This window comes from Isoptericola halotolerans, assembly GCF_045689585.1.
In the GTDB taxonomy this organism is placed as follows: Bacteria; Actinomycetota; Actinomycetes; order Actinomycetales; family Cellulomonadaceae; genus Isoptericola; species Isoptericola halotolerans_B.
Genome location: NZ_CP140108.1, coordinates 341705 through 357173 on the forward strand (window position 1 = coordinate 341705; position 15469 = coordinate 357173).

General features: G+C 73.6%; 17 protein-coding genes. 5 read left to right on the forward strand and 12 right to left on the reverse strand.

Going from position 1 to position 15469, the window contains the following annotated elements; genetic code table 11:
• The first annotated feature begins 111 nt into the window (after nucleotides 1-111).
• Nucleotides 112-2049, forward strand: coding sequence for a phosphoenolpyruvate carboxykinase (GTP) (locus tag UQW22_RS01615; RefSeq protein WP_407319092.1), 1938 nt, complete (start codon nucleotides 112-114; stop codon nucleotides 2047-2049).
• Nucleotides 2050-2155: 106 nt separating this feature from the next.
• On the opposite strand, the gene trpS is transcribed toward UQW22_RS01615, so the two are convergent.
• The 3 genes from trpS to UQW22_RS01630 all read right to left on the reverse strand — a co-directional run bounded on the left by trpS (nucleotide 2156) and on the right by UQW22_RS01630 (nucleotide 5632).
• Entirely contained in the window at nucleotides 2156-3289 is a 1134-nt protein-coding gene (trpS, locus tag UQW22_RS01620; RefSeq protein WP_407319093.1) for a tryptophan--tRNA ligase, read from the reverse strand.
• 218 nt (nucleotides 3290-3507) lie between these two features.
• The gene (locus UQW22_RS01625; RefSeq protein ID WP_407319094.1) at nucleotides 3508-4554 is read right to left on the reverse strand and encodes a proline racemase family protein; all 1047 of its coding nucleotides are present in this window, start codon (nucleotides 4552-4554) and stop codon (nucleotides 3508-3510) included.
• A complete protein-coding gene (locus UQW22_RS01630) occupies nucleotides 4544-5632 on the reverse strand; it encodes an alcohol dehydrogenase family protein (protein WP_407319095.1) in 1089 nt (362 codons plus the stop codon). Before UQW22_RS01630 ends, UQW22_RS01625 begins: the two co-directional genes overlap by 11 nt.
• Nucleotides 5633-5729: 97 nt before the next feature.
• On the opposite strand from UQW22_RS01630, the gene UQW22_RS01635 reads away from it, so the two are divergent.
• Together UQW22_RS01635 and UQW22_RS01640 are read left to right on the forward strand one after the other, a co-directional pair.
• Nucleotides 5730-6209, forward strand: a complete 480-nt coding sequence (locus tag UQW22_RS01635) for a tRNA (cytidine(34)-2'-O)-methyltransferase (RefSeq protein ID WP_407319096.1) — start codon at nucleotides 5730-5732, stop codon at nucleotides 6207-6209.
• Between the two features lie 36 nt (nucleotides 6210-6245).
• The gene (locus UQW22_RS01640) at nucleotides 6246-7175 is read left to right on the forward strand and encodes a helix-turn-helix domain-containing protein (protein WP_407319097.1); all 930 of its coding nucleotides are present in this window, start codon (nucleotides 6246-6248) and stop codon (nucleotides 7173-7175) included.
• Here the strand turns inward: UQW22_RS01640 and UQW22_RS01645 are convergent.
• On the reverse strand, nucleotides 7065-8231 hold the full coding sequence (locus UQW22_RS01645; RefSeq protein WP_407319098.1) for an MFS transporter: 1167 nt from the start codon (nucleotides 8229-8231) through the stop codon (nucleotides 7065-7067). The genes UQW22_RS01640 and UQW22_RS01645 overlap by 111 nt on opposite strands.
• 81 nt (nucleotides 8232-8312) lie before the next feature.
• Here UQW22_RS01645 and UQW22_RS01650 point away from each other — a divergent pair, with 81 nt between their 5' ends.
• Nucleotides 8313-8984, forward strand: a complete 672-nt coding sequence (locus UQW22_RS01650; RefSeq protein WP_407319099.1) for an AIM24 family protein — start codon at nucleotides 8313-8315, stop codon at nucleotides 8982-8984.
• Nucleotides 8985-8999: 15 nt separating this feature from the next.
• Here the strand turns inward: UQW22_RS01650 and UQW22_RS01655 are convergent, their stop codons facing one another.
• The 5 genes from UQW22_RS01655 to UQW22_RS01675 all read right to left on the reverse strand — a co-directional run bounded on the left by UQW22_RS01655 (nucleotide 9000) and on the right by UQW22_RS01675 (nucleotide 12798).
• Nucleotides 9000-9647, reverse strand: a complete 648-nt coding sequence (locus tag UQW22_RS01655) for a copper resistance protein CopC (protein WP_407319100.1) — start codon at nucleotides 9645-9647, stop codon at nucleotides 9000-9002.
• Nucleotides 9644-10387, reverse strand: a complete 744-nt coding sequence (locus UQW22_RS01660) for a YcnI family protein (protein ID WP_407319101.1) — start codon at nucleotides 10385-10387, stop codon at nucleotides 9644-9646. The genes UQW22_RS01655 and UQW22_RS01660 overlap by 4 nt, the downstream gene beginning before the upstream one ends.
• A gap of 63 nt (nucleotides 10388-10450) precedes the next feature.
• Complete coding sequence (locus tag UQW22_RS01665; protein WP_407319102.1) at nucleotides 10451-11146, reverse strand: hypothetical protein; 696 nt, start codon at nucleotides 11144-11146, stop codon at nucleotides 10451-10453.
• 63 nt (nucleotides 11147-11209) lie between these two features.
• Nucleotides 11210-11935 carry a ThuA domain-containing protein gene (locus UQW22_RS01670; RefSeq protein ID WP_407319103.1) on the reverse strand — a complete coding sequence of 242 codons (726 nt, stop codon included), beginning with the start codon at nucleotides 11933-11935 and terminating at the stop codon, nucleotides 11210-11212.
• 71 nt (nucleotides 11936-12006) lie between these two features.
• A complete protein-coding gene (locus tag UQW22_RS01675) occupies nucleotides 12007-12798 on the reverse strand; it encodes an SDR family NAD(P)-dependent oxidoreductase (RefSeq protein ID WP_407319104.1) in 792 nt (263 codons plus the stop codon).
• 120 nt (nucleotides 12799-12918) lie between these two features.
• On the opposite strand from UQW22_RS01675, the gene UQW22_RS01680 reads away from it, so the two are divergent.
• The gene (locus UQW22_RS01680) at nucleotides 12919-13470 is read left to right on the forward strand and encodes a MarR family winged helix-turn-helix transcriptional regulator (RefSeq protein ID WP_407319105.1); all 552 of its coding nucleotides are present in this window, start codon (nucleotides 12919-12921) and stop codon (nucleotides 13468-13470) included.
• Here UQW22_RS01680 and UQW22_RS01685 read toward each other — a convergent pair.
• From UQW22_RS01685 to UQW22_RS01695, 3 genes are read right to left on the reverse strand one after another with little or no spacing between them, the layout of a single operon-like run.
• Nucleotides 13427-14032, reverse strand: a complete 606-nt coding sequence (locus UQW22_RS01685) for a thymidine kinase (protein WP_407319106.1) — start codon at nucleotides 14030-14032, stop codon at nucleotides 13427-13429. The genes UQW22_RS01680 and UQW22_RS01685 overlap by 44 nt on opposite strands.
• 51 nt (nucleotides 14033-14083) lie before the next feature.
• The gene (locus UQW22_RS01690) at nucleotides 14084-14959 is read right to left on the reverse strand and encodes an HpcH/HpaI aldolase/citrate lyase family protein (RefSeq protein WP_407319107.1); all 876 of its coding nucleotides are present in this window, start codon (nucleotides 14957-14959) and stop codon (nucleotides 14084-14086) included.
• Nucleotides 14956-15468: a MaoC family dehydratase gene (locus tag UQW22_RS01695; protein WP_407319108.1), complete on the reverse strand. Its 513-nt coding sequence runs from the start codon at nucleotides 15466-15468 to the stop codon at nucleotides 14956-14958. The genes UQW22_RS01690 and UQW22_RS01695 overlap by 4 nt, the downstream gene beginning before the upstream one ends.
• Nucleotide 15469 lies beyond the last annotated feature (1 nt).

The following is a 15469-nucleotide window of genomic DNA, read 5'->3' on the forward strand; positions in this document are numbered from 1 at the left end:
ATCTTCACGGCTGGACCGGTGGAAAGAAGGTGGCCGCGCGGGTCACGCTGAGAGCAGGAGCCCGCCGCTGGGCACACCACGGCAGGACCAGCCTCGACCCAGGGAGCACCCATGACGTTCACCGCCAACCCGCGCCGGACCCGCCTCGCCCTCGCGGAGATCGCCCCCGACCTCCTGGACCGCACCGACGCCGCAGGGTTTCCCGCGGTCGGGACCGCGGCGTCGGCCCCCGCACCGGTCCGCGACGTGCGCGCCTGGGTGAGCGAGATCGCCGAGCTGACCCAGCCCGACGACGTGGTCTGGTGCGACGGGTCCGCCGCGGAGAAGCAGCGGCTGATCGACCTCATGGTGCAGGCCGGCACGCTCACTCCCCTCGACCCGGTCAAGCGGCCGAACTCCTACCTCGCCCGGTCGCACCCCTCCGACGTCGCCCGCGTCGAGTCCCGCACGTTCATCTGCTCCGAGCACGAGGACGACGCCGGTCCCACCAACAACTGGCGCGACCCCGCCGCGATGCGCGAGGAGCTGGACGGCGTCTTCGCCGGGTCGATGCGGGGCCGCACCATGTACGTCGTGCCGTTCTCCATGGGGCCGGTCGGCGGGCCGATCTCCCAGGTCGGCGTCGAGATCACCGACTCGCCCTACGTGGTCGTCTCGATGCACGTCATGACCCGCGTCTCGAGCGAGGTGCTCGACCTCGTCGACCGCGGGCAGCAGTGGGTGCCCGCCGTGCACTCCGTGGGAGCCCCGCTCGTGGACGAGCACGGCGAGCGGACCGAGGACGTCCCCTGGCCGTGCAACGACACCAAGTACATCGTCCACTACCCCGAGACGCGGGAGATCTGGTCCTACGGGTCCGGGTACGGCGGCAACGCACTGCTGGGCAAGAAGTGCTTCGCCCTGCGGATCGCCTCGGCGATGGCACGCGACGAGGGCTGGCTCGCCGAGCACATGCTGCTGATCCGCGTCACGTCCCCCGAGCAGCGCCGGTACCACCTCGCGACGGCGTTCCCCAGCGCCTGCGGCAAGACGAACCTGGCGATGCTGCGCCCGACCGTCCCCGGCTGGAAGGTCGAGACGCTCGGCGACGACATCGTGTGGATGCGCCCGGGCCCCGACGGCACGCTGCGGGCCATCAACCCCGAGGCCGGGTTCTTCGGCGTCGCGCCCGGCACCGGCGTCGAGACCAACCCGACCGCCATCGACACCCTCACCCACGACGTCATCTTCACCAACGTCGCCCTGACCGACGACGGCGACGTGTGGTGGGAGGGCCTCACCCCGGAGCCGCCGGAGCACCTGATCGACTGGCAGGGCGACGACTGGACGCCCGCCGACGGCGCCGCGGACCGCCCGGCCGCGCACCCGAACTCGCGGTTCACGGTGGCCGCCGCGCAGTGCCCGTCCATCGCGGACGGGTGGGAAGACCCGGCGGGCGTCCCGGTGGACGCGATCGTCTTCGGTGGGCGCCGGGCGTCGAACGTGCCGCTGGTCGCGCAGGCGACGAGCTGGGAGCACGGTGTCTTCATGGGTGCCACGATCAGCTCCGAGCGCACCGCCGCGGCCGAGGGCGCCGTCGGCGAGCTGCGCCGCGACCCCTTCGCCATGCTGCCGTTCTGCGGCTACAACATGGCCGACCACTGGTCGCACTGGCTGCGGGTCGGTGCCGGTCTCGGCTCGGAGAAGCGACCGAAGATCTTCCAGGTCAACTGGTTCCGCAAGGACGCCGACGGCGGGTTCGTCTGGCCCGGGTTCGGGGAGAACTCCCGCGTGGTCAAGTGGATCGCCGAGCAGATCGACCGGGCCCGCGGCGTGCGCACCGACTCCGGCGCGGTCACGTCGCCCGTCGGTCTGCTGCCGGCGCCGGGGGCACTCGACGTCGACGGGCTCGACCTCTCCGACGACGACCTGGCCGATCTCTTCGACGTGCCCACGGAGGCATGGCTCGCCGAGGCCGGACTGACGGCCGAGTTCTTCGACACGTTCGGCGACCGCGTCCCGTCGGCGCTGCGCACGCAGCTCGACCGGCTCACCGACCGGCTCGGCTGACCCGTGACGTTTTGCCGATGTCGGTAGTTCGTGTCGAGGTCGGCAGTCCGGACTGCCGACCTCGACACGAACTACCGACATCGGCAGAACGGCCTCCGGGCAGAGGTCACGAGTAGACCGTGCCCATGAGCTCGCGCACGTCCGCAAGGGTGCCCTCGGCCAGCACGGTGGCCCGCGCCGTCCCCCGCGCCAGCGCCTCGCCGACGACGGCAGACCCCTCGGCCGCCAGCGACCGCCGTCGGGCGCGGACCGGTCGCAGCCCCTCGACCACCGCCTCTGTGACGACCTCCTTGAGGCGGCCCGCGCCCGCCGCGCCGACCGACTCGGCGAGGTGCTCCGGTGTCGTCCCGGCGAACCGTGCCCCGATGCGCAGCAGGTTCGCGACCTCCGGCCGGGACTCCGGGTCGAACGTGATGTGCCGCTGCGAGTCGGTCCGCGCGCGCCGGAAGTAGGCGGCGGTCGCGTCCTCGTCGGCCCGCAGCTCGAGCACGTTGCCCCGCGACTTCGACATCTTGGCGCCGTCGTTCCCCAGCACCGTCGGGGTGTCGGCCAGCAGCGCCTCCGGCTCGGCGAAGTACGGCTGCGCCGCGCTGAACCGCTGGTTGAAGCGCCGCGCGACGACCCTCGTCGTCTCGAGATGGGGCAGCTGGTCGGTGCCCACCGGCACGAGGTTGCCGTGCACGGCCAGGATGTCCGCCGCCTGGTGCACCGGATAGGTGAGCAGCAGGCCCGACATGCTCCGCCCCTGCCTGCCGGCCGCGTCCACCGACTCGGCCTTCACCGTCGGGTTCCGCTCCAGCTCGGCCACGGTGACCAGCGACAGGAACGGCAGCATGAGCTGGTGCAGGGCGGCCACCGCCGAGTGGGCGAACACGGTGGTGCGGCCCGGGTCGATGCCGGCCGCGAGGTAGTCCAGCACCACCTCGCGCACGACGGCGGGCAGGTCGCCCGTCTCGTCGCGGTCGGTGAGCACCTGGTAGTCGGCGACGACGAGGACGACGTCGACGCCTGCGTCCTGCAGCCGCACCCGGTTGGCCAGGGTGCCGAGGTAGTGGCCCAGGTGCAGGGCACCGGTCGGCCGGTCGCCGGTCAGGACCCGGAACGTGCTCGGGTCGCGAGCGATGCGCTCCTCGATCTCGGCGGTGCGCGCGCGAGCGGCGCGCACGGAGGGGGTCTCGCCGTCGGGGGCGCTCTCGCCGTCGAGGGCAGGGACGGTCGGCGTGCTGGTGGTGGCGGTCATGGTGGGCTCCTTCGGTGGGCGCCGCCCACCGGTGCCCGACGTCGGCACGAACGCGACGAGTCCCGGGCTGCGGCAGGCAGCTCGGGACTCGGGTTCGGCGCGGGGCGCGTCAGGTCACGGCTGCTCGTGCAGCCGCCACCAGTCCGTGCGCCTCGTCATGGTGGAAGGATAGCGCTCGCGGCCTGGGGTTCCCAGGGTGTGGGGATGCGGACCAGGGACTACGCCGGCTGCACCGCGAGCACGTGCTCCAGGTCGGAGGCGTCCACCAGGGGGTCGTCCAGGTCCACCGTGATCTGCGAGTGCGCCAGCAGCCGGGCCGAGCCGGTGATGGTCGAGTGCAGCGCACGGTAGGCACCGACCGTCGCCTCCCCCAGGACGGTGCCGACGAACCGGCTGCCGCGCGGGGAGATCGTCTCCAGCGCGTCGCCCTCGGCGATCTCGCCGCGCTGGGCCATCAGGGCCAGCCGGGCCGACGTGCCGGTACCGGTCGGGCTGCGGCAGATCACACCGGGGTGGACGTAGGTCGCGGACGGCGACTCCAGGTGGCCGGGTCCGGCCCCCCGCACCGGTCCCATGAAGTGCGCGAACGGCAGCGGACCGACGTTGCCGAGCTCGGGGTGCTCCTCCAGCAGACCGGGGCGGGCGGCGCGCACGAAGGCGTCGCCGAAGGCCGTCAACGCGATCTGCTCCTCGGCGTTGATGGTGAACCCGTGGACGGCGGCGTCGATCATCGCGTAGTACGCACCGCTCCAGACGAGGTCGAAGTGCACCTCGCCGTAGTGGGGCACGTCGACGACGAGTCCCTCCTCGGCCACGTAGGCGGGCTCGCCCTGGGTCGTGATCGAGGCGACGCGACCGCTCGTGATCCGCGCCGTGATGCGCGCGAGCCCGGCGGGCGACTCCAGCACCACGCTCTGGAGGCCGTCGTCCTCACGCATCGGGATCGTGCCGCTGGTCAGCAGGGCCGTCGCCGTGCAGATGGTGTTGGAGCCCGAGTACAGCGGGTAGCCCATCGCCTCCATGATGATGTAGCCGGCCTCCGCCTCGGGGTGGCTCGGTTCCACGATGAGGTCGACGGACATCGCGGGGTCGCCGTAGGGCTCCGAGAGCAGCAAGCGGCGCAGACCGTCGCCCTCGCGCTCCAGGTAGCGGGCCTTCTCCAGCACCGTCGTCCCCGGGATGAGCTCGACGCCCTCCATGACGATCCGGCTGACGTCCCCGCCGGACTGGGTGTCGATGAGGTGCAGCGTCCGCTCACGATGCATAGGAGGCTCCCACGGTGTCCCAGTGCCGGTCGGGGACGACGACCAGCTTGCCGATGTAGGTCTTGCTCATGAAGGTGCGCTGCGCGTCGTGGAAGTCGGACAGCCGGAAGGTCCGGTCCAGCAACGGCCTGATCTCGCCGTCCGAGATGTACCGGACCAGGCGGCGGAACGCCGTCCGCGTCCCCTGCGACGAGCCGTGGAGCTCGAGCTGCTTGAGGTACATGGTCCGCAGGTCGAGGTCCACCACCGGCCCGCCGATGGCGCCCGCGGTGCTGTACCGGCCCTCGGGGCGCAGGATGCGCAGCAGGTCGTTGAACATCGGGCCGGCCACGAGGTCCGCGACCACGTCCACCGGCGCGCCGACGACCCGCTCGGTCTCCGCGACGAGATCGTCGGTGTCCCGCAGGATCGTGTCCTCCGCGCCGATCTCCCGCAGCGCGTCCTCCTTGCCGGCGCTGGTCACGGCGTACGGGACCGCGCCACGGACGCGGGCGAGCTGGACGATCGCCGACCCGACACCGCCGGAGGCGCCGGTGACCAGGACCCGTTCACCCTCGGCCAGCCGCGAGCGGTCGAGCATCTGCTCCGCGGTGAGGTAGGCGCAGCAGAAGGTGGCCAGCTCGGCGTCGGTGAGGTCGGCGGTGATCTCGTAGGCGTTCTCCGCGGGGACGGCCACGTACTCGGCGTAGCCGCCGTCCCGCCCGTGGCCGATGTAGTCGATGTCGGCCAGGGAGTCGTCGCCCTCGGGCCTGTTGTAGATCGAGAAGTCGACCATGACGCGTTCACCGACGCGCTCGGCCGGGACCCCGTCGCCGACGGCGGCGATCACCCCGACGGTGTCGGTGCCCTGGATGCGGGGGAACTCGAGCGTGGACCGGCCGCGCCGCCACGTGGACACCTCCGCGGCGTCGGTCTCGGAGCCGTAGGCGCCCTCACGGACCCACACGTCCGTGTTGTTCATGCCGCAGGCGTGGACGTCGATCAGCACCTCGCCCGCGGCGGGCGCGGGCGTCGGGACGTCGTCGCGGTAGACGAGCTGGTCGAGCCCGCCGTGACCGACGAGCTGCACAGCCTTCATCACGTCAGGTATCGGTTCCATCCTTCGACACTAGGGGCGGCGGTCCCGACGCGCTCCCCCAGGCTCGAGCGCGGTCCGAGGTGGGAGAATCGTCGGCGTGCACCAGCCGTCCCCGTTCGCCCACATCGTCTACTTCGAGCCGCGCATCCCGGGCAACACGGGGTCCGCGATCCGCCTCGCCGCGGTCACCGGCGCCCGTCTGCACCTGGTCGAGCCCCTCGGGTTCGACCTGTCGGAGGCGAAGCTGAAGCGCGCCGGCCTCGACTACCACGACCTCGCGGTCATGGACGTGCACCCCTCGCTCGACGCCGTGCTTGACCCCCTTCCCGACGCCCGGGTCTTCGCCTTCACGACGCGCGCGGCGACGTCGTACACCTCGGTCGCCTACGCCCCCGGCGACGTGCTGCTGTTCGGTCCGGAACCCACCGGGCTGCCTGACGAGATCCTGGCCCACCCGCGGGTCACCGACCAGCTGCGCATCCCCATGCTCGCCGGACGGCGTTCGCTCAACCTCACCAACGCCGCCTCCATCGCGGTCTACGAGGCCTGGCGGCAGACCGGGTTCGCCGGCGCCTGACGGAATAGTCGCGCCACCGACCGCGCTGTCCTGTGCATGGGCGCCCTGGAACCCGCACCGCGGGCCGCACGTGCCGACACGCTCTCGGCCGTCGTCGCGAGCGTCGCCCGCTGGGAGCTGACCGGGTCGAGCATCGAGACCCTCGCGGCGGGCGCGCCCGTCCACCTGCCGGGTCCCTCGGCCTGGCTGCTGCTGCTCCACGGCGAGCTCGCCGTGGAGTCGTGGCAGGCCACCGACACGCTCACCGCGGGGGACGCGATCTTCCTGGGCCGTGCGCACGCCTACCGTGTCGCGGCGACGACGCCGGCTCGCCTCGTCCTCGCGTCCGTGCGGCAGGCCGGAGGCGAACCGCCCGTGCCCGACCGGTTCGTCGCGCACGGTTTCGCCACCGCGAACCGTGGGGTCACCGCGCTCGTGGAGATCTGCCCGGTGTCGACGGCGCACGTCCTGCGGCACTTCGCGGCCGGCTACGGCGAGCTGATCGCCGCGGCGATGCGTCAGCAGTGGCTCGAGGAGCTGGACGAGCCCGACGCCCCGGACGCCGTCGCCCCCGAGCTGGCCCGGGTGGTGTCCGCCGTCTCCGACGACCCTGCCCACCCGTGGACCCTCGACGAGCTCGCGCGGCTGGCGCACCTGAGCCGGTCCGGCCTCGGCGAACGGTTCCGTGCCACCCTGGGGACCAGCCCCCTGCAGTTCGTGCGTGAGGCCCGCATGCACCGTGCCCGCGAGCTCCTCGCCGACGACGACCACTCGGTCACCCACGTCGCGTTCGCCGTCGGCTACGGGTCCGTCGCCGCGTTCAGCCGCGCCTTCACCAGCGTGCACGGCGTGACGCCACGGTGCTGGCGCGCCGGCTCACACCCGCGCCCGCAGGCCGGCGAACCCCGCGGCCCCGACCAGGGCGAGCACCGCGCCGACCAGCAGCACCGGCGTGAGGCCCGTCTCGTCGAGGAGCCTGCCACCTAGCACCGAACCGAGCATGATCGCCGCCTGGAACGCGGTGACCTGCAGGGCGAGCGCCGACTCGGTGCGCTGCGGCTCCGCCGTCGTCACCCAGAGCTGGGTCGACACCGGCACCATGTTCATCCCGAAGCCCCACAGGACGATCGCGGGCACCACGACCCACAGCGACCCGGCACCGGCCAGCGTGGCCAGCGCCAGCCCGAACAGCGCGGGCCCGAGCGTCGTGGCGAGCCGCAGACGGCGGGACAGCGACCCTGCGGTCAGGTTGCCGCCCAGCCCACCGAGTCCCCACAGGAGCAGCAGCAGCGCGACCACCGAGGCGTCCACCCGCTCGATCGCCAGGCGGATGAAGGGGTACGCGGCGAAGTTGCCCAGGACCGCCACGAAGAGGAACGTGATGCCGAGCATGAGCCGCCGGTGGGTGAGGGTCTGCCGCAGCATCGCCAGCCCGGCGCCCGGCTGTGCGGGCACGGCGGGCATGACGAACCACACCGCGGCGGCGGTCGCGGCGGTGAGCGCCGCGGCCAGCCCGAACACGACCCGCCAGCCGAACAGGTCGCCGAGCAGCGAGCCCAGCGGTACCCCGGCGATCGTGGCGATGCTGACCCCCATGGCCAGCGTCGTCGAGACGGTGGCGGCACGGCCAGGCACCGCACGGATCCCCGCGGCGAACGCGAACGCCCAGTAGCCGGCGACGGCCACGCCCAGCAGCAACCGGCCGACCAGGAGCACGGCGAACACGGGGGCCACGGCGACGACCAGGTTGGCCACCGCACCGATCGCCAGCAGCGCGACCAGCACGGTACGACGGTCGGTCCGCGGCAGCACGACGGCGATCGTGGGGGCGGTGAGGAGTCCGGCGACGGCGGTCGCCGCGACGGCCAGCCCGGCCGTCCCCTCGCTGACACCGAGGTCGGCGGCCAGGCCGGGCAGCACGCCGGCGGGCAGGAACTCGCTGGCGACCAGCATCGTGATGCCGGCGGCCAGCGCCAGGACGGGCGCCCAGGTCGTCCGGCCGGTCGCGGGGACGGTGGGGGTGGTGTCTGTCGAGGTGGTCACCCGACCATGCTGCGTCGGCACGTGCGGGCGAAGTTGATCGATCGCCGCGAGGTGTTGACCGGGATGCCGCAGGATGGGGCGATGCGCTCACACCTGTTCCAGCACACCGAACCCGAGGGCGAGCCGGGCAGCTTCCAGCTCGCGAACAAGCACATGCTCAAGGTCGATCTGACGGGCTCCGGCGGGTTCTTCTACGCCAAGCAGGGCTCGATGGTCGCCTACCAGGGCGACGTCGACTTCTCCTACGAGGGCAGCGGGTCCATGACCAAGCTGTTCAAGAAGGCCTTCACCGGGGAGGGCATGTCCCTCATGAAGGTCTCCGGGCGCGGCGACGTGTTCCTCGCCCAGGATGCCGACGAGGTGTTCGTCCTCTCCCTGGAGAACGAGAGCGTCACCGTCAGCGGGGACAACATCCTGGCGTTCGAGAGCACCCTGACGTGGGACATCAATCGCGTCGAGGGCGCGTCGATGCTCACCGGCGGGCTCTTCAACACGACGTTCACCGGCACCGGGGCGCTCGCCGTGACGGCCTACGGCACCCCGGTGGTGCTGAACGTCGACGAGCCGACCTTCGTGGACATGCAGTCCGCCGTCCTGTGGTCGACGTCCCTGTCCAGCACCGTGCGCAAGACCGCCAAGATGGGCGCCCTCATCGGCCGCGGGTCCGGCGAGGCCTACCAGCTCGGGCTGAGCGGCCAGGGGTTCGTCGTCGTGCAGGCCTCCGAGGGCCACCCGCCCCTGAAGGACGACTGACCCCCGGAGCCGGTGTCACGCCGGCGGGGAACCCCCGTCCGGTCCGACGTCGCGGCCGCCGTCGGAGCCTCCAGCGGCCCGACGTCGCCCGGCGCGCAGGACGACGAGCACGACGGCGCCGCCCAGCAGCGCGGTGCCGAGGGCGACCGCCACGATCGCGGCCGTCGACGGCGTCGCGGTCTCGTCGGGGCCTGCGGTCCCGTCGGGGCCGCTCGACGGGGAGCCGGCGGCCGACGTGCCGCACACCGGAGCCTCGGTGCCCGTGGCCCCGTCCGCACCGGACGGCGGGTCGTGGTCGAACGTGAAGTCGCCCGAGACCGGGTGACCGTCCGCCGACACGACCCGCCAGGCCACCGTGTACTCGCCCGCCCCGCTCAGCTCCACCGGCGCGGAGACGACCTCGCCCGAGAGCTCCGGACAGGCGGTCGCGTAGTGGCGGCCGTCCGGTCCGGTCACGTCGACGACGGTCGAGTCGCCGCCCATGTCCAGCAGCACGTCGTTGAAGGTCACCGACACCTCGGTCACCGGGTCCGCCGCCGTGGCCCCGTCCTCGGGGTCCGTGCCCACGACGTAGTTGTGGGCCGACGCCGGCGGTGCGGCCGTCGCGAGCACGACGACCGCACCGGCGACGGCCGCCCACCGTGCCGGCCCGCGCCCGGTCATCGTGCCGAACCCCCACGGCGCACGCGGGACAGCGCGAGGACACCGGTCACGGCGCCGACGAGCCCGAGGCCCAGCCCGACGGCACCGAGCCATGGACCGGCGCCGTCCACCGGTCCCTCGGCGGTCGCCGTCTCGCCCGATCCCTGCGCGTCCGCGTCGGCCGCGCCGCCGTGCGTGGCGCCGTCGGAGTCCTGCGCGGGGGCGACGGTCAGGACGGGTGCGGGCCGCTCGGGCTCGGCGTCGCCCTCCGCGACCTCCTCCCAGGAGACGACCTCGCCGTCGGAGTAGGTCTGGTGGGCGGGCAGGACGACGCTCTCGACCTCGGGGACGGGTCCGGCCGAGACGGCGAAGCGGCGGAACTCCCCCGGCGCGATCGCGGCGTCGGCGTCGTCCGCCGTCCAGGTGACGGAGTCGACGGCCTCGGTGACCTCGGCGCCGTGCACGCTGACCGGCTCGTCGAGCTCGGTCGTGGTGACCGTGGCCGTCCAGCCGGGGACCGGCTCGACGGAGACGTGCGCGAACGGGGTGTCGGTGGGCAGGTCCACCTCGAGCTCGGTCGTCGAGGCGGTGTCGGACTCGTTGGGCACGCGGAAGGTCAGCAGCGTGTAGCCGCCGGCCTCGGCCTCGGCGGGGTCGACGGTGACGTGAGCGGAGGCGGCGCCCGCTCCCGCGACGACGACGGTGAGGCCGAGCAGGCCGGTGGCGCCCGCGCTCAGGGCGCGGCGAAGGAAGGTGTGCATGACGGATCGCTCCAGTGTCTGAGGGGTACGGCGGCAGGACCCGCACCCCGGACGAGGAGCGGGTCAGGCGGCGCCGGGCGAGGGTGTCGCCAGGGCGCTCGGGCACACGAGGCCCGGCGGGCCCCGGAACCGTCTCCCGGCGCCGATCAGGCGCTCCAGGGCACGCGCGCCGACCAGCCGGTCGACGACGACGGCGGCGGGCCGGGACCGTGGCAGCGGAAGGGCGGCGCGTCGCACCAGCAGGGCCACGGCGGACATCCAGGCGACCACCCAGCGTGCCGCCCGGTCTCCGGAGGCGAGGACGGCGGCCACGAGCGCGACCGCGACGACGTGCGCCACGGCCATCAGCGTCCCGCCACCGTGACCGCCACCGGCCGCGGCTGCGGTCGCGTCCAGGTGTGCGAGCGCGACAGGGTCGACTCCGTGCGCCGCGTGGCCGGCGGTCACTGCCGCGGCTCCGGCTCCGGCTCCGGGGGACGGCACGCCGTGCGTGCCGTGCGTGGCCAGGACCGCCAGCTCGGCGTGCAGGAGCGCCTGCAGCAGGCCGAGGACGGGCAGGAGCCGGGGCAGCGTCAGGGCGCCGCGGCCCAGCGCTACGGCGACGGGCACCACGGAGGCGACGAGCACCGCGACGGCCAGCGCGCTGCGAGGCGCCCCGCCCCCGGCCGCGGCGTGGGCCGCGGTGGCCATCGCCAGCGACGTGCCGCCGACGAGCAGGGCACGCACCGGCAGCACGTGGACGGCCGGTGCGGGTGGCATGACCACCAGCCTAGGCGGCAGCCGGCGGCACGACGGGCGGGCGACCCCCGAGCGTGCCGAACGTCACGTGAGCAACCAGGTCGCGGCCCGGAGCAGCAGCAGGACGTACTCACGCGAGTCGTAGGCGCGCACGTCGTGGCCGAGCCCGCAGTACACGGTGCGCCCGCCGTGCTCCTCGGTCGTCCACAGCGCCGGCTGAGGCTCGTCGTCGTCGTCGGGCACCCAGCCGAGGACCTCGACCGACGGCGCGACCCGCAGCGCGCAGTACCGCTCGTCCTCCAGCGCCACGGACCCGGGCGCTCCCGCGACGATCGGGTGCCCGCCCGTCGCCAGGGTGATCTCGGCCCGGCCGAACGGCGGGTGGTACGACGTCCCGGGCACCCACCGGCCGCCGACGATCTCCTCCCAGCCCGGGGCGTCGCCGAAGGTGTTCGCCGCCTGGTGCACGGCCAGGACGCCGCCACCGTCCCGCGCCCAGCGGTCGAGCCGCTCGTGGAACGGCGCCCACGCGTCGTCGTCGGGCCCGATCCCGGCCTCGAGGAAGCCGGGCCACGAGGTACCGGCGTTGACCACGAGCAGGTCGACCTCGTCGAGGTCGTCCAGCGCGTCGGGGAACACGGAGCGCACGACGACGTCGGTCGTCCGCCCGCCGAGCTCCAGCTCGTCGAGCACCGTCGCCAGGCGGTGGCTGGTCGCGGCATGGTCGTGCCACGGGTCCTCGTAGCGGCCGCGCCCGGCCAGGACCAGGACGCGGTACGGGTTCTCGGAAGGGTCAGGCGTCGTCGTCACGGCACGATCGTGCCACGGGCGGCGTGTGCCGGCCGGTGGGCGATCAGCAGCGTGCAGGGGAGCCGGCCGGGTCAGAGGATCGTCGTCAGGACCCCGCCGTCGGCGCGCAGCGCGGCACCGTTGGTGGCGGCGGACCGAGGACTGGCCAGGTAGAGCGCCAGGCTGGCGATCTCGGCCGGCTCGATGAAGCGCTGGAGGAGCGACGTCGGCCGGCCGGCGGCGATCGCGTCCTTGAGCTCGTCGGCCGACATGCCCTGGGCGTGCGCGAGCTGTTCGACCGCATGGGCGACGCCGTCGGAGTACGTCGGCCCTCCGACGACGGTGTTCACGGTGACCCGGCTTCCTCGTGTCGCCTTGGCCAGGCCGTTGCCCAACGCGAGCAGCCCGGCCTTCGTCACGCCGTAGTGCACCATGTCGGCCGGGACGTCGACGCCGGACTCGCTGGCGACGAGGACGATCCGCCCCCAGCCGTTCTCGAACATGTGACCGAGCGCGTGCCGGGAGAGCCGGACCGCGCTCATCACGTTGACGTCGAAGGAGCGCTGCCACTCCTCGTCGGAGACCTCCAGGAAGTCCTGGACGTCGAACACGCCGGCGTTGTTGACCAGGATGTCGACGCTCCCCAGCCGAGCCAGCAGCGTCTGCACCTGCTCGGGGTCGGAGAGGTCCGCGGCGATCCCGGTGACGTCCGCCGCGGGCACACGGGCCCGCAGCTCGTCGACCGCGGCCCCCACCCGGTGCTCGTCGCGGCCGTTGACGACGACCGCCGCCCCCTCCCGCACCAGCCCCTCGACGATCGCGAAGCCGATCCCCTGCGTGGAACCGCTGACGAAGGCCCGCTTGCCCACCAGCTCCAGATCCATGACGTCCGCCCTCTCTCGGTGCCGCCCGCCGCCGGCACATACTTTCTCAGTCAAGTGAAAGGTAGACCGATTGAGTTTCCTGAGCAAGTGCCCCGAGCGCGCAGACGCTACCCTGAGCACATGACGGACCCGGACCCGCCCGCAGCACTGACCGGCGACGAGCTGGAGACCTGGGCCGCGCTGGCCACGGTCGTGGAGTGGCTGCCGGCGGCCCTGGACGCGCAGCTGCAACGGGATGCGCAGCTGACGCACTTCGAGTACGGCGTGCTGTACGCCCTCTCGCGCGCCCCCGACCTGACCCTCCGCATGAGCGTCCTGTCCGGGTACGCCAACAGCTCGCTGTCACGCCTGTCGCGCGCCGTCACCCGCCTGGAGTCCAAGGGCTGGATGCGGCGCGCTCCCGACCCCGCCGACGGGCGGTCCACGCTGGCGGTCCTCACCGACCAGGGCCGGGACAAGGTCGAGCAGGCGACACCGGGCCACGTGCACACGGTGCGAGAGCTGGTGCTCGACCGCCTGACGAAGCCCCAGACCCGGCACCTGCGCGAGGCCAGCCTCCGCATCGCGCAGGCCATCCGGAGCGACGGGAGCTGGGTGCCGCCCGCCTCTCCCGCGCCGCCCGGTCCGGCTACGGCTGCGCCGTCGCCCGCGGGACCCCCGGCGACCCGGTGACGATCGCCGTCTCCGGCAGCACGAAGCAGCGCCGGCACAGCGCCTCGTAGGTGAAGGTGCCGTCGTCCGGGATCGGTTCCGAGGCACCCAGCGGCTCGAGGAACGGTACGCCACCGCTGAGCACCTGGGTGAACGCCGCGTGCAGGTCCTGGCAGCGGTCGCACACGGCACGGCGGTACCGGACGTCCGTGGGTCCGAGCTCCAGCAGGGCCCGGATCGTCGCGAACAGCTCGCCCCGGTGGTCGAGGTCGATGCCGCAGGCCAGCACCTTGGTGCCGCGCAGCACGAGCTCCTCGACCACCCGCACGTCGGCGGGGGTGAACATGTGCACCTCGTCGATGGCGACGACGTCCTCGGTGGTGTGCAGCAGCGGCTCGAGCGTCTCCAGCTTGATCGTCGGCACGGAGGCACCCGTGCGCGAGACGATCCGCGCGTCGCGCACGTGCCGCGCGGACTGCACCACGGCACAGCTCAGCCGCGAGTAGGCCAGCGGGGCGACCTGCGCGATGAGGTCGAGCGACTTGCCGGACTTCATCGGGCCGAGCACCAGCGACAGCTCCACCGGGCACCTCCCCTGCCGTCCGCGGCGGACACGGCGCCCGCCGGAAGCACCTTAGCGCTCCGTCCGTACCCCGCCCGCCGTCGCCGAGCGGCTGCTCCGCGCCGCCCGGTCCAGCACCGTGCGCGCGTGCCGCAGGAGGGGTTCGTCAACCATGCTGCCCCCCACCCGCGACGCCCCGCCCGACGGCGGCACACCGGTGCCGCCGAGCAGCCTCCGCGCGCGCTCGACGTCCTCCTCGGAGGGCGCGTACGCCTCCCGGACCGCTGCCGCGTGGCGGGGATGGACGCACATCGTGGCCGTGAACCCGGACGCCGCGGCGTCGACCGCCTCGGCACGGGCCCCGTCGACGTCGTCCAGGTCGACGTGCACCGCGTCGACCGCGGCCTTGCCGACCGCACCCGCCGCCAGCAGGACGGCGGACCGGGCCTGCCGGGCCACGTCTCGGTACGTGCCGTCCGGGTGCCGGCTCGACGTCCCGCCCAGGGAGGCGACGAGGTCCTCGGCGCCCCAGGCGAGGGCCACCACGTCGGGACGCATCGCGAGCGCCGGCGCGGCGAGCACGCCGGCCGCCGTCTCGCACAGGACCACCACGGCGTACGGCGCGCCGTCGGCCCGCAGCAGCGGACCGACGAACCGGCCGTCCGCCTTCGGCAGCATGACGGTGGTGTACGCGGTGCCCGCGAGCGCCGCCAGGTCGGCCTCGTGGTCAGGCGTCCCGACGGCGTTGACGCGCACGATCGTGCGCGCCGGGTCGAGCGGATGCTCGCGCAGGGCTCGGCGGGCGACCGGGCGGGCCGCGGGGTCGACGCCGTCCTCCAGGTCGAGGATGACGCCGTCGGCCCGATGTGCCGCCTTGTCGAACCGGTCGGGCCGGTCCGCCGGGCAGAACAGCAGCGCAGGGCCGAGGGCGAAGGGATCCGGGGTCACGGCTCGTCGCCCGTCGGCGTCGTCTGGTGTCCGGCCTGCTGGTGCGCGGCGCGGGTCCACATCATGACGGTGCGCACGGCCCGGACGACCTCGACGTCGTCCTGGTTGGTCCCGACGTGCTCGAGCGTGGCGATCCCCGTGCCGGGACGGGACGCGGAGAGCCGGCGGTCGCGCACCGTCGTCGCGCCGTAGAGGGTGTCGCCGGGGAACACCGGCGCAGGGAAGCGGACGTCCGCGAAGCCCAGGTTCGCCACGATGGTGCCGCGGGTCAGGTGGGCGACGCTCAGCCCGACGAGGGTGGCGAGGGTGAGCATCGAGTTGACCAGCGGCCGACCGAAGGGCTGCGTCGACGCCCACGCGGCGTCCAGGTGCAGCCCCTGCGGGTTCATCGTGACCGCCGTGAACAGGGTGTTGTCCGCCTCGGTGAGGGTCCGGCCCGGTCGGTGCACGTACCGCACGCCCTCGTCGAGCTCGTCGAGGTAGAGACCCCGCTGGATCTCGTCACGCATC